A 12,881-nucleotide genomic window follows, 5' to 3' on the forward strand; every position below is an offset into this window, starting at 1 on the left:
GCCCCTGGCCAGCTTATCGCTGGCGGGGCAGGAGCACGGCCGGACCATCCCATTAGCGGACATTGGTCGCATTCAAACGCCAGTAACGTGCTAGTCTTCCCATGGCGGGGTTAACGGGCTCGAAGGGTAGATTTCGATGACTTCCGACGTCGGGCGGGAACAATTGCTTTCCGCAACACCGCCAAGTCGAGACGAACTTTCATATCGATTGGAGCAACAATCCTTACTTGGGGATTTCGGCCGCATAGCGATGCTGACCCGCGACTTCACGCTAATACTGCAACGCGCAACGGAATTATGCGCACAGGGTCTGAGAGTTCGCTTCGCTAAGGTCTTAGAATTTCTTCCAGATGAAAAACGCCTTATGGTTCGCGCCGGCGTCGGTTGGGCGCCCGGGACCATCAATATCGTTTCGCTTAGCACGGATACCGGGTCGCCAGCAGGGTATGCATACCAGACTGGAAAGAGCGTCATATCAAACCATCTAGAAGCGGAGACGCGTTTCCGTACGCCTCAGCTCCTAGCGGATCATGGTATCAGGCGGGCAATCAACGTGCTGATAGAACGGGGGGCAGAGGGCAATCAGTCCTTCGGCGTGCTGGAAGTCGATAGTACCGACCCTGGCGAGTTCGACGAGGCGGACGCACACTTCCTTGCGGGCTTCGCCAGCCTGCTTGGCATCGCCATCGAACGCCAGCAGGCCGACGCCAAGCTTCAGAAGGCCCTCGAGCATCAGGAATTGCTGACACGAGAAATGAGCCATCGTGTCAAGAACAGCCTGACTTCGGTTGTCGGCCTCCTTCGCGTGCAAGCACGGAGTGCACAATCCGAAGAAGTCAGGAATGCGTTAGACGATGCGAGTGCGCGCGTGGAAACCATCGCCCAAGTGCATGATCACCTATGGCGTGGTTCGCAAATCGGCTTTGTCGACCTGGAAGATTTTATGACCGAGCTTTGCAAAAAATTGAAGGGGGCAACCGAGGGGCTCTCCTTGCACTGCCATGCAGACTCAATGTTGCTTTCTGCGGATCACGCAATTCCGCTAGGATTGTTGGTCAACGAGCTCGTTACCAACGCGGTGAAGTATGCTTACCCGGAAGGCAAAGGCGCGATCGAAATCTCTGCCCGCGAGATAGAGGGACAACTTCGCCTCGAAGTTTCCGACCAAGGCATCGGCCTGCCGGATGGCTTTGACATCGATCAACCGCGCACCAGTTTGGGGTTTAAGGTCGTCAAAGGCCTGGTTGGCCAGCTTCAGGGACATATAGCCGTTGTTACTGGCGCGACGAAAGGAGCGCGGTTTTTGGTAAACTTACCTATTCTTCGCAAGAAGGTGATCTGAAGGGGGCCATAACGATTCCGCCGACCTTGCTCGCTCGTGCCGACGAGGTGATCGAATAACGCCAGTCATTGCTGCCGTGCGTGAGTCTCCTGTTGGCCCGAATGCGAAGTCTAAGCAGCGTCCCCGGCCGTCGGCTCATGGGGGTAAACCGGAAGCAACAGGCCGCCCCTCCGAAGGGCGCTCATGACCCGAAGGCGACATCCGATGATAGTGGCCGGCCGTCCGCAACAACAGGTCAGAAAATCTGTTCCTGCAGAGTAGCCTGATTTGATATGCTCTCATTCCCCCATTGTCCATTTGCAGGGAGTAGCAGCATGAAAAAGCAGCTCTTTGCCGCCGCCGCTTTGATCGCGTTTGCAAGCTCTGGGATAGCGCAAGACAAGCACATCCAGGTTACGCCTGACGCACTGATCTGGAAGGATAACCCAGCATTTCCGAAGGGCGTTCAACTCGCCGCTCTGGTAGGCGACCAGACAAAGGCCGGAGACACCGTCGTCTTACGCATCAAGTTTCCCGCCAACTTCCAAATGCCCCCGCACACTCATCCTTATTCCGAGGTCGTAACGATAATCAGTGGTACTATCGGAACGAGCCAAGGTGAAAAGTTCGAGAAGAAAGGCGAACTGTTGAAACCGGGCGCATTGTGGGTGTATCCGGCAAAACACGCGCATTACGCATGGACCGGCAACGAAGAGGCGGTTCTCCAAGTTCAGTTCACCGGCCCGGGAGGTATTGACTACGTCAACCCGGCTGACGATCCGCGCAAGAAATAGCTGTCGGCGCCCAGCCTAAAGCTGGCAGATTTGTTATAGCCCGACGAGGTGATCGCTACGAGTTGGTGCCGCGCACGAGGCCGTTGCTGGCCCATGAGCGAAGTGGCGACACGTTTCATTGAGGTCCGCTTGGTGGGGTAGAGCGGACTGACTTTGCTCACTCTGAGTTCTTCGCATTTTGACCCATCTCGGACTCGTGCTGTGACGAGAGCGGTCGGAGCTGATATCCGACACACGGCGAGCGCGAGAATCAACGCGGCTCTTTGCTAGGCTCTCTCCAACCTCTCACTCCGGCAGACCCGCTTTGCGCAAACCATCGGCAATGCGCTGAAACTCGGCAAGGAAGACGGCGTTGTCGGACCATCCCTTGCCATCCTGCAACCACTCGGTGACGGTGTAGCTCGGCCTGAGCCGACGAAGCTCGGCAACTGCAGCGTAAGCTTCACGCTCATGTCCCGTTAGTGCGTGGGCGGCGGCGAGATCTGCGTAGGCAATCCAAAGAGGCTGCACCGCGATGGAGCGGCCGCACCAATCAATCGCCCCCTCATACTGCCCGAGATGGGAGTGTGCATGGCCGATGTAGAAGTACCACGTGCTTAGCAGCGGATCACGGGGGCTGAGCTGGATGGCCATTTGGAGCGGCGCAAATGCCTCCGCGGAACGGCCGACGCGGATCTTGGCGGCGCCGAGCGCGCCATGGGCCGGGGCCAGGCTGGGGTTGATCGCGATTGCCGCTTCGTACTCGCCGACCGCGGCCTCAACATTCCTACCGCTGGCCCGCTGGATCTCTCCCCTCACAAAATGTGCCATCGCATCACTGGGAAACTTTGACAAGACCTGGCCTACGGCGCTCTCAGCACGCCGTAGCTGATCTGCCGGCGCATCTGTCCAACGATAGTTGACCTCCATTGCCAGAGTCTCAGCCAGGCCCACCAACGCCTTCGGGAAGCCTGGATCGATTTGGAGCGCACGTTCGAAAAGGGCTCGCGACTGCGACAACTGCTCGCGCGAATAGGGTTGGTTGAGCACAGCCCACCCCCGCATCGTGAGATCGACCGCGTCAGGGTTGTTTGGCCGCATAACCTCCGCGTCGCGGCTTTCCTGGTTTGTCAGTTCAAGATCAAGCCGCCGCGCCAGTCGACCGGTGATGATATCCTGAAGCTGCATCGATTTGGACCAGTCACCGTCGACGCGCTCCGACCAGATCTCGGCGCCAGTCCGGGCATCAATCAGCCTGGCATTGATCCGGACCAGTGAGTCCGTTCTGCGCAGGCTGCCGTCAAGGATGTAGCGTACGCCGAGTTCGCGGCCAACGCGCTTCGGGTCAACATTCTTGTAGGCGCGGGCTGTGCTGGGCGCGATCACAAAGCTATCCTCGATCCGTGAAAGATCGGCACTCAGGTCGTCAGTAATACCTTCAGCAAAGTATTCCTGCTCGGATGCATTGCTTAGATTCGTGAATGGCAGCACGACAATCGACAGGCGATGGTTCAACGGCTGCGGCTCGCCTTGATGCAAATACCAATAAGCTACGCCGCCGCTCAGAAGAAACAGCAAGGCAATCACTAGAGCCATCCGAGCGCGCCGCGCACGAAGCGCCGGCCACAGGCGGATCGGAAAGCCACCAAACATGTTTGGAAACCAACCAATCTGCGGCGTGTCACGGTGCAGCAACGAGGCCTGTGGGCGCGTTGCTGCATTGCATGGCCGCATTCGATAGACCCGGACCGGACGGGCAATGTTTTTGAGGTTCTGCTCGCCCAGATCGCCGAACTCAACCCCGACCTTGCCTTGGACTTGATCGTAGGCAGAAGACGAGATGCAGATGCCGCCGGGCTCTGCGACGCCCTCAAGCCGCGCCGCAATATTGACGCCGTCCCCAAAAATGTCATGAGGTTCAACAATTACGTCGCCGATATTGATGCCCACACGGAAAGCAATGCGCCTGTCTTCCACATCACCGATTGTAAGTTCATGAATGCTGGTCTGGAACTGCATCGCGGCTCGAACCGCCTCGACCGCGCTCGGAAACTCGGCCAAGAACCCGTCCCCGGTGTTCTTCACGATGTGGCCACCGTGTTCAGCGATTGCCGGCTGGACAGCTTCCGTTAGCAGCGCGCTTAGCTTGGCGTGGGTAGCCTCTTCGTCATTGTGCATGAGCCGCGAATAGCCAGCCACGTCGGCGGCCAAAATCGCCGATAACCTGCGCTCGACCCGGACTGGTCGCTCTTGCACCATGGCCCGCAATCCAACCCGGCACATTTGTACGACGGATCACACGGCTGTGCCAAACGCGGGATCCTACCTAGAAGTGGATATCGGTCATCGCCATCTAGTCGACACGTCAGCCGCGTTGACCGATGTCCGCTCCGGCTTATCCGAACATTCTCGAAGACGCGACGCTATGTCGTCGAATGGCCCGAACGCGAAGCCCGGGCTGGCTTTGAAATCGTCCGGTTGTCGCGCCAGACCGGACGTGACCGGCGGCGGTCAGGACGGCGCCTGTTGACCCTGAATTGGACTTCCTCTGTTCATGGAAAATTGAGTATTTGCTGCGGCATGGGTTGACGCAATAATACGGCACTACCAAAACGTGTGATGTTGACGTCGCCGGTCAGAAACCGAATTTAGCATGATCCCTCGCTGCAAAGCCTTCTTAGCTCTACTTGCTGCTACCAGCTTATCTGTCGTGGCTTGTTCTCCCAAGGAGACCGAGTGTGGCCGCCGTTGATAAAGTCCATCGCGTCGTTCTTTTCTTCGCGGGTGCTGGGATCTTTTTTTTCGTGAACAGGCAGTCGTTGTTCCTGCTATTGTCGTGGGGCCTGAACTTAGCTTCGGCGGCATACCTGTCATCGATTTTTATCTACGGCTGCCTATTTTTCCTTTGTGATTGGATGAGTTCGCGAGAGAGGCTTAGGAAGCCGGTCTATTTCTTCCTTCGCGGTGCAAGCCTCGCTGCTCTGTACTTGGCTCCCTACCTGGTTCCTGCCGTGGCTCCAATTGGCTCTTCCACGTATATTTCGCTGCTCATTGTCGTGAGCGCGATCATCATTTTCGCCGGTCAGTTGCTAATGCGCATCATGTTCTCCGTGACCGAAGAGCGAAGCTTCTACGGCTAGCTGTCCTAGCATCCCCCACGTTGTCTGCTTAAGGGGGCAAACATGAAACGGCCGGCCCAACTGCCAAACGATGCTCGTGACCCTATTCGGAAGTCATGTGGTCGATGCGCGCAACTCCCATTATTTTTCTGGCGCAAAATTCTGGTTGGTCAGTGGAGACGCGATTGGACGCTGAATGCGTATAAACGGCTTGCTGGCTCCCGCGTGGCAGCTATTGCAGCCGCTGGTAAGCTCGTCGAAGGCGGCCGTAAATTTGGTGCTGCTCTTTGCTCTAATGGCCTTTTCAAGCTCCTCTATCCGTGGATCGATGATGGTCTTGATCATCTCAGCGACAGGGATGCCTTCATATGTTGGAAAAAGCCTTGCGGCGTCCTCTAAGCCTTCCTTGATCTCGTCGATCTCATAAGCAGCGAGGTCCCAGTTATTTTGTTCGCCAGCAAACCATAGCTTGGCGTGGCGAAGCTGCGTAGCTGTCATGAATTCGCCAAGGCCCGGTTGGTAGGGCTCTTTTGCTGGCTGCGCGGCTGCGAACACTACCGAAGCAGCAAGCGCAATGGTGGCAGTGACTATCCACTTCATTCGTGGTCTCCCGAGAGATGGCAATTGGCCAATTTCCCAGGCATAGCTCAGGCTATCCAATTCGGGAAGAAAGCACATTCATCTTTGGCTGCCTGACACTGCGAGCCCTCACTTTGATTGATGTGCGATGATGACCGCTTCTGGCCCGAATGCGAAGTTTAGGCAGCGTCCCGGGTGGTCGGCTCATGGAGGTAGACCGGAAACAACCGGCCGCCCCTTCGAACGGCGGTCATGACCCAAACGCGACATTCCGGGCTTCAAAGGCATTTGATCGGCAATAATCCGTAATTCCTGTCTCGACAGGAACGTCGGAACGTCACCAGGATGGCCGAAATTTTCCTGCCCGCCGATCTATCAGTCGCGCGAGTTTCCTGCCTCAGGCGGCTTAGCGAGCTGCGGCTCCAACCTCGCGGACATATATCGAAAGTCGGGAGTCTATGTTGGCCGCTCCGAATGGCGCGAGGCCGGCGGATATACCGGTGCTGCGACATACGGCGTTCGAACTCGTATTCAACCTGAACACAGCAAGGGTGCTTGGTCTTACGGTGCCATACCTTTGCGGCCGCCGATGAAGTGATCGAACGGCATAGTCGACGGTAACGGCGCGCGAAGCCGTAAGCTTCTTCGCACGGTACCTGAGATGCGTCCCAGAAATCGGGCGCTTCAACGACCGCAATGCCGGGAGTGACGACACTGGACGCCACTCCCGATCAAGAGCTGTCAGGCTTATTCGGCCGCGATCGGGTGCGCGGTCCAACCCTGACCGTGGCTCGAGAACGCGAAGCCCTCGTAGTCCTTTTCGGCGACCTCGGCGCACTTCCTGCGATAGCCGCCGACGCCTTCCGGGCCGAGATACGGCAAGAAGCGGTGCGCCTTGCCGTCAATGTTGGCCCCCATGTACCAGGAATTGGCGCTAGTCATCAGAGTTGCGTTCACGACCTCTGCGACGTGAGCACCCCACGCGTCCTGCGCCTCCGGCGTCGCTTCGATCGTCGTAAGCTTGTTCCTACGCATGTGGGCGATGCATTCCGCAATCCACTCGACGTGCTGCTCAATTGACACCGGCATATTCGACAGCACCGAGGGGCTTTGCGGGCCGGTGATCGTGAACAGGTTCGGATAGCCCGCTATGGCCACGCCAAGATAAGTCTGCGGGCCAGCCTCCCATTCCTGCGCCAGCATCCTGCCGCCGCGGCCCTTGATGCCAAGTGCCTTCAGCGGGCCGGTCAACGCGTCGAAGCCGGTGGCGATGACGATGATATCGAGCGGATACTCCTTGCCGCCCGCGCGAACGCCATTCGGCGTGATTTCCTCGATCGAGCCATCGGTGGCCGCATCCACCAGCAGCACGTTCTTCTTGTTAAAGGTTTCGAAGTAATTGGTGTCCAGGGGCTGCCGTTTGGTGCCGTAGGGATAGGTCTTGGGCGTCAGCTTTTCAGCAGCCACCGGATCATTGACGATCGAGCGGATCTTGCGCTTGAGGTAGTCGGCGATGATATCGTTCGCTTCCTTGGAGAAGAACATATCCTGGTAGTTGGCCAGCCAGAATGCGAAGCCGCCGGCGTCCCACATCCTGTCGAACTCCTGCTCACGCTCCTCGGGAGTGGTATCGAGGACCCCCTTTGGCAGGAAGTTGAGTTCGAACCCAAAGAACGAACCTTTGATGCGCTGGCGGATCCCATCGTAATCGGCCTTGCGCGCCCTGGTGACCTCGGGGTCGACGCGGCCGTTGCGCGCTGGCACGCAGAAGGCGGGCGTACGTTGGAACACCGTGAGGTGCTTGGCCTGCTGCGCAATCTCCGGGATTGCCTGCACCGCGGTCGCGCCGGTGCCAATGACTCCGACCCGCTTGGCGGTGAAGTCGACGCCGTCATGCGGCCATTGGCTGGTGTGGTAGCATTTGCCCTTGAACGACCCCAAACCTTTGAACGGCGGCATATTGGCGGTCGACAAAGCGCCGACTGCGGTGATGACAAAGCGGGTTGTGACTGAGTCGCCCTTGTCGGTGCGCACTGTCCAAAGCTCGCTGTTGTCGTCAAAGATGACCTCGACAACGCGTTTGCCGAATTGGATGTCAGGCTTCAAGTCAAAGCGCTCGGCGCAATGCTCGAGATAGCGCAGAATCTCATCCTGCTCCGGATAGCGCTCGGACCAGTTCCACTCCTGCAGCAGGTTCTTGTCGAACGTGTAGCAATAGATGTAGCTGTCGGAATCGCAGCGCGCGCCGGGATAGCGATTCCAGTACCAGGTGCCGCCAACCCCGTCGCCGGCCTCAAACACGGTGACGTTGAGGTCGAGCTTGTCGCGCAGCGAATGCAGCATGTACATGCCGGAGAAGCCTGCACCAATGATGACGGCATCGAAGTGGGTCTTCGCGCTTGCTCCTGGCGAACTACCTTGCGCAGTCATGATGTTCCTCCCGTTGTGAGCGCTCGTTGTCGGCACAGAGCAGCCTCTCTGTGCGCCGTCGTTTCGGTTGGGTCGTTGCGACGCCGGTCCGGCAAAAGGTCAGACCGGCATCGTCCGTGATCGAAGGCTAGGTCGGCCGCCCTTACGCGGCCACGCGCACCTCGCCGCTCTGATAGGCCGCCGTCTCGAAGTTCATGTAGCCGACAAACGAAGTCGGATCTCCGAAGGGAAGGATCTGCGTCGCCCAATAGCCACCGAACCCGTTCTTGCGGTCGATCCAGTAGAAGGTGTTAGCGAGGCCGGCCCAACCGAGCGACCCGGCCGGCCTTCCTGTCGGCGCGTCCTCGTCGTTGAGCATGAAGGTGTAGCACCAGGACTTCTTCAGACCCGGGAAGAACTCGGCATTGTTCGACAGTGTCGCAATCACGCCAGGCAGCATGACCACGGTCTGGCCCTCCCTGAGGCCGTTGCGGACGGCGGCGGCGACCGTCTCCTGCTTGAGCACGCGGCCATTTGGCCCCGCCCCATCGTTCAGCCACATGCGGATGAACTTCATGTACTCGCCGATCGAGGCGTAGAGCCCGTGGCCACCCATGTGGACTTCCGGGTCAGGCGGCAGCTGCATATCGGGAAGCGGGGTCAGCGACCCGTCGGCTCCGCGCTGGTGGATGACGGCAAGGCGCGACCGCATCGAAGGGGTCAGCGAGAAGACGATGTCCTCCATCCCAAGCGGCGCAAAAATTCGCTCCTTCATGACTTCGCCGAGGCGCTTGCCGCGGATGCTCTCGACGATCTGGCCACACCAGTCAAGGTTGCTGCCGTATTCCCATTTGTCACCGGGATCGAACAGCAGTGGTGTCATCAGCGACGCCTTCGAGCAGGTGACGACGCTCGGCTGGCCCTGCTCCTGGGCCAGGCGGAAATAGCTGGCGTTAAAGAAGTCGTAGCCGAGGCCAGCCGTATGCAGCATCAGCATTCGGGTGGTGATGTCGCGTTTCGGCGTCCGCAGCTTCGGCTTTCCGCCGGCATCGAATCCTTCGAGCACTTCGAGCTTACCGATCTCGGGAACATAGCTCTTCGCCGGGGCATCCAGGTCGAGCTTGCCTTCCTCGACGCATTGCAAGATGGCTGTGCCTGTGATGGCTTTCGTGGTCGAGAAGATGGCAAAGACGGTATCGGCCGTCATTGGCTGACCGCTGCCAAGCATACGCTCGCCGGCGACGCCCTCGTAGATGTTGGCCGACCGATCAGTGATCATCGCGACCACGCCGGGAACACGGTCTTTGCCCGTGACGACGCTTTGCAAAACTCCGTCACATGCGCTTTTCAAGTTGCTACCCATCGCGGCTCCTCCGTTGAAGTTTGCCAAATTGATCCTGTTTCTCCTCGACAGGCTGCGGGTGGTCCCAGCGGACAATCTCGACTGTTATACGTGTGGAAGTCGCGCTCCAGTCTGATTGCCCCAACACCGCCTGCGCGGACCAAAGTCGCGCCGTAGCCGTAGCAGCAATAGTGATGAGCGTGTCGGTCATGATCTGGCTCGAGGTCAGGGATTTCGACCGAGCGTTGGCAAGATTAGAGCGAATTCTTGCACGCGGCTACGCATTTCCGTTTGGCATAGAAAGCGCAGACCTTTTTTACCGAGCATGTCAACGATGCTGACTCTTGACACTTTCATCCCGGCACATCAGGCCGACATGAGATTTTAATCGAGCTGTGCGGCGACGTTACGCTCGTGGCCCATCAGCGAAGTAGCGGCGCACCTCGTTAAGGTCCGCTCAGTGAGGCACGGTGGACTAGATTTTCTTAGGTTGAGTTCTTCGCATTCTGACCCATCTCAGACAACTCTCAAAAGGATCAGTCGCGTTGGTGCGGTGCCGCCTGAGCCTCGCTGATTCAACGTCAGGTGAGAACGGTATGCCGCGCTCTATGGTAGGCGACTTGAAGGCAAGACTGCAAAGACCGGCATGGCGAGCAACCGCACTGTCACTGCAATTGCCGTGTCTTACTTAAGGGGGTGCAGTCCGGCACTGTCACCGCAATTTCGAAGGATCGTCCACTCATCTCGACGATTCTGACGTCCTTGTCAGAAATTAACTCATTCGTCATCGGACATTGAGCGCTATTCCGCGAGATATAGGAACCGCAGGAGATCCACTGCATTCAAACTTGGCTAACAGCGCAGGTGACGAGCTCGCCGCGCGTTGGCGCAGCTCATCTCAGAAGAGGAGTTGATGATGAGGAAACTCACGATCCTAGCAGCAGGCGTATCCCTGCTTGCAGGCGCCTGCCCAAGCTATGCAGCAGACCACCTGTTCACCGCCGTGGCTGCGGGCGGACTGTCGACTACGACGAGCCAACCATTCCTGAACGGAATCAACAATCCAGGTCGGCCGGGTGACGAAGTCCCGGGTCAAGGCAGCGTATTTCAGGGCGAGGACCATACCGTCCCGGCAACGGATACGACGACCGGGGTGAAGATTCTTAAGACACCTCCGCCCGCACTGACCGGGACGAAGACTGTGCCCACCGGCAGCCCTTCGGTGCCCTAATCCAGCCGACTGCGATCGTTTCGGATCGCGCCAAAAGCGGCGCGTTCACCATCAGGTCTTCTGGTCTGAACGCGCCGCGCCTGCGGCGTTGCCAAGAAGGGGGGCCACGTTCAGCATGGAGCACCGCAAGAGCTAATGCGGCGAGGCTATCATTCGCACGGATAATCAACTGAGTTTACATCGAAAACTTCTGATGCGCGCAACACTGGGAGGCGTTGCGATTGCTGTTGCGTATCCGTTGTGGGCACCGGATAGCCCGGTCTCCGCAATTGGGGATAATCATGACAATCTGCGCTACGTCAGCATCACGCGCGATAACGTTGTTCAGAACGTCACTGCTGCCGGAACGCTCGAAGCCGTCGACACCGTCGAGGTCAGCTCACAGCTGTCGGGTCAGGTCGCCAAACTCATGGCTGACCACAATTCCCGCGTACGCGCCGGCGAGCCGCTTGCGGCGCTTGACAGCGCGACCTTTGAAGTCTTGCTCAAGGAAACGGAGGCTGCGCTCGCGGTCGCGTTGGCACAACAGGAAGAGGCCAAGGCAGCCATCGAGGGCGCACAGGCACGCCACGATGACGCTTTGCGGGAGCTTCAGATCAAGGCTGCGCTCAGCAAGAACGGCAGTGTTTCCCAGCGCGACGCCGAGCGAGCACAGATGACGGCTCGGGCGTTCGCCGCGGAATTGTCCGCGGCCAAGGCGCGCGAGCAGATACGCGCGGCCGGGGTAATGGCTGCGCGCGCTTCTCTGGAACGGGCTCGACTTGACCTCGAAAGAAGCACCATCAAGTCACCGATCGACGGGGTCGTGATTCGGCGCAGCGTCGAGCTTGGCCAGACGCTGGCTGCGAGCCTGCAGGCGCCGACGATCTTCACCATCGCGCGTGATCTTTCGGACATGCGCGTAAATGCATTCGTCAGCGAGGCTGATATCGGCGCGGTGCGAACCGGGCAGCGCGTTTTCTTCGGCGTGGATTCGTATCCGGGCCGCGTATTCGAGGGGCGCGTGCGCGAGATTCGGAAGGCTGCGCGGATGGTGCAAAACGTCGTGACCTACACCGTGATGATTTCGGCGCCCAATCCAGACGCTTTTCTGCTTCCGGGAATGACGGCCGACGTCCGCATCCTGGTTCAGGAGCATCAAGACGCGATGGTGGTTCCCAACGCCGCGCTGAGTTTTCGTCCGACCCGAGACGGCGGAAACAACCCTGCACCCGGTCAGGGCGTGATCTGGGTCCGCACGAAATCGGGTCATTTGGCTGCCGCCACCGTGTCACTGGGCGCTACCGGAGATTCGCTCACTGAGATCCGGTCGCCAGATCTCAAAATGGGCGAACAGGTTGCCGTCGGTTATCGGAGCAAACGTTAGATTGGAGCCGCTTGGCCGGTTAGCGCATGCGATCGCTCGTCACCCTCGACCATATCCACAAGCAACACCGGTTCGGTGACCAAAAGGTTCGCGCATTGTCCGACGTAAGCCTGAAAATTGATCGCGGAGAGTTCGTTGCGGTCATGGGCCCATCGGGATCTGGAAAATCGACGTTGCTTTCGATCCTCGGCTGCCTTGATCATCCCTCACGCGGCCGCTATTTTTTCGATGGCGAAGATATATTCGTGCAGTCGAAGGGACGCTTGAGCGAACTGCGAAACCGGCGCATCGGGTTCATCTTTCAAAACTTCAACTTGCTACCCCGGCTGACCGCGCTCGAGAATGTCGGCTTGCCGCTATTCTATCGGCGCGAGCCGCTGCGGAATCCGATCGCGAGGGCACGCGCTGCGCTCGAGCAGGTGGGGCTGGGCGGGCGAATGCACCATGTGCCTGCCCAGCTTTCCGGAGGTGAGCAGCAACGTGTTGCCGTCGCGCGGGCGATCGTCAACGGTCCCGACCTTCTCCTGGCCGACGAACCGACTGGCGCACTGGACACCAGCACGCGCTCGTCCATTCTAGCGCTTCTTGGCGAATTGCAGCGCGCCGGCCTCACGGTCGTGCTTGTAACCCATGATCCTGAGGTCGCGGCGTATGCGTGGCGAAGGATCAAGCTACGGGACGGCGCAATTGTCGGCGACCAGGGATGTGATGCTACCTCATGAGCGTTTGACCGGCGTGAGA

Annotated in this window: 10 protein-coding genes; 6 read left to right on the top strand and 4 right to left on the bottom strand. The window is 58.8% G+C overall.

Features of this window, described 5'->3' with window-relative positions; genetic code table 11:
• Positions 1-136: 136 nt before the first annotated feature.
• Both WN73_RS16640 and WN73_RS16645 read left to right on the top strand, forming a co-directional pair.
• Positions 137-1,342 (top strand): sensor histidine kinase, encoded by a 1,206-nt coding sequence (locus tag WN73_RS16640; RefSeq protein ID WP_011089726.1) that lies wholly within the window; start codon positions 137-139, stop codon positions 1,340-1,342.
• Positions 1,343-1,656: 314 nt separating this feature from the next.
• A complete protein-coding gene (locus WN73_RS16645) occupies positions 1,657-2,115 on the top strand; it encodes a cupin domain-containing protein (RefSeq protein WP_011089725.1) in 459 nt (152 codons plus the stop codon).
• Positions 2,116-2,400: 285 nt separating this feature from the next.
• Here the strand turns inward: WN73_RS16645 and WN73_RS16650 are convergent, their stop codons facing one another.
• The gene (locus WN73_RS16650) at positions 2,401-4,353 is read right to left on the bottom strand and encodes an adenylate/guanylate cyclase domain-containing protein (RefSeq protein WP_271553833.1); all 1,953 of its coding nucleotides are present in this window, start codon (positions 4,351-4,353) and stop codon (positions 2,401-2,403) included.
• A 479-nt stretch (positions 4,354-4,832) separates the two neighbouring features.
• Here WN73_RS16650 and WN73_RS16655 point away from each other — a divergent pair, with 479 nt between their 5' ends.
• Positions 4,833-5,234 carry a hypothetical protein gene (locus WN73_RS16655; protein WP_028174156.1) on the top strand — a complete coding sequence of 134 codons (402 nt, stop codon included), beginning with the start codon at positions 4,833-4,835 and terminating at the stop codon, positions 5,232-5,234.
• Between the two features lie 120 nt (positions 5,235-5,354).
• Here WN73_RS16655 and WN73_RS16660 read toward each other — a convergent pair whose 3' ends face one another.
• From WN73_RS16660 to WN73_RS16670, 3 genes are all read right to left on the bottom strand, one after another.
• On the bottom strand, positions 5,355-5,813 hold the full coding sequence (locus tag WN73_RS16660; RefSeq protein ID WP_271553836.1) for a hypothetical protein: 459 nt from the start codon (positions 5,811-5,813) through the stop codon (positions 5,355-5,357).
• Between the two features lie 726 nt (positions 5,814-6,539).
• On the bottom strand, positions 6,540-8,222 hold the full coding sequence (locus WN73_RS16665; RefSeq protein ID WP_271553890.1) for a flavin-containing monooxygenase: 1,683 nt from the start codon (positions 8,220-8,222) through the stop codon (positions 6,540-6,542).
• A gap of 142 nt (positions 8,223-8,364) precedes the next feature.
• Positions 8,365-9,564, bottom strand: a complete 1,200-nt coding sequence (locus WN73_RS16670) for a serine hydrolase domain-containing protein (RefSeq protein ID WP_011089721.1) — start codon at positions 9,562-9,564, stop codon at positions 8,365-8,367.
• Positions 9,565-10,426: 862 nt separating this feature from the next.
• Here WN73_RS16670 and WN73_RS16675 point away from each other — a divergent pair.
• The 3 genes from WN73_RS16675 (at position 10,427) to WN73_RS16685 (ending at position 12,862) form a co-directional block, all read left to right on the top strand.
• Positions 10,427-10,774, top strand: a complete 348-nt coding sequence (locus WN73_RS16675; RefSeq protein WP_271553838.1) for a hypothetical protein — start codon at positions 10,427-10,429, stop codon at positions 10,772-10,774.
• Between the two features lie 193 nt (positions 10,775-10,967).
• Positions 10,968-12,140, top strand: coding sequence for an efflux RND transporter periplasmic adaptor subunit (locus tag WN73_RS16680; protein ID WP_049832513.1), 1,173 nt, complete (start codon positions 10,968-10,970; stop codon positions 12,138-12,140).
• 26 nt (positions 12,141-12,166) lie between these two features.
• Positions 12,167-12,862 (top strand): ABC transporter ATP-binding protein, encoded by a 696-nt coding sequence (locus WN73_RS16685; protein WP_011089719.1) that lies wholly within the window; start codon positions 12,167-12,169, stop codon positions 12,860-12,862.
• Positions 12,863-12,881: the final 19 nt, after the last annotated feature.

This window comes from Bradyrhizobium sp. CCBAU 45394 (assembly GCF_028128655.1).
GTDB classification, from domain to species: domain Bacteria; phylum Pseudomonadota; class Alphaproteobacteria; order Rhizobiales; family Xanthobacteraceae; genus Bradyrhizobium; species Bradyrhizobium diazoefficiens.

What these genes read in the sequence shown, in the direction of transcription:
- WN73_RS16640 (WP_011089726.1), top strand. Translation starts at nt 137, where the DNA reads ATGACTTCCGACGTCGGGCGGGAACAATTGCTTTCCGCAACACCGCCA.
- WN73_RS16645 (WP_011089725.1), top strand. Translation starts at nt 1,657, where the DNA reads ATGAAAAAGCAGCTCTTTGCCGCCGCCGCTTTGATCGCGTTTGCAAGC.
- WN73_RS16650 (WP_271553833.1), bottom strand. Translation starts at nt 4,353, where the DNA reads ATGGTGCAAGAGCGACCAGTCCGGGTCGAGCGCAGGTTATCGGCGATT.
- WN73_RS16660 (WP_271553836.1), bottom strand. Translation starts at nt 5,813, where the DNA reads ATGAAGTGGATAGTCACTGCCACCATTGCGCTTGCTGCTTCGGTAGTG.
- WN73_RS16665 (WP_271553890.1), bottom strand. Translation starts at nt 8,222, where the DNA reads ATGACTGCGCAAGGTAGTTCGCCAGGAGCAAGCGCGAAGACCCACTTC.
- WN73_RS16670 (WP_011089721.1), bottom strand. Translation starts at nt 9,564, where the DNA reads ATGGGTAGCAACTTGAAAAGCGCATGTGACGGAGTTTTGCAAAGCGTC.
- WN73_RS16680 (WP_049832513.1), top strand. Translation starts at nt 10,968, where the DNA reads ATGCGCGCAACACTGGGAGGCGTTGCGATTGCTGTTGCGTATCCGTTG.
- WN73_RS16685 (WP_011089719.1), top strand. Translation starts at nt 12,167, where the DNA reads ATGCGATCGCTCGTCACCCTCGACCATATCCACAAGCAACACCGGTTC.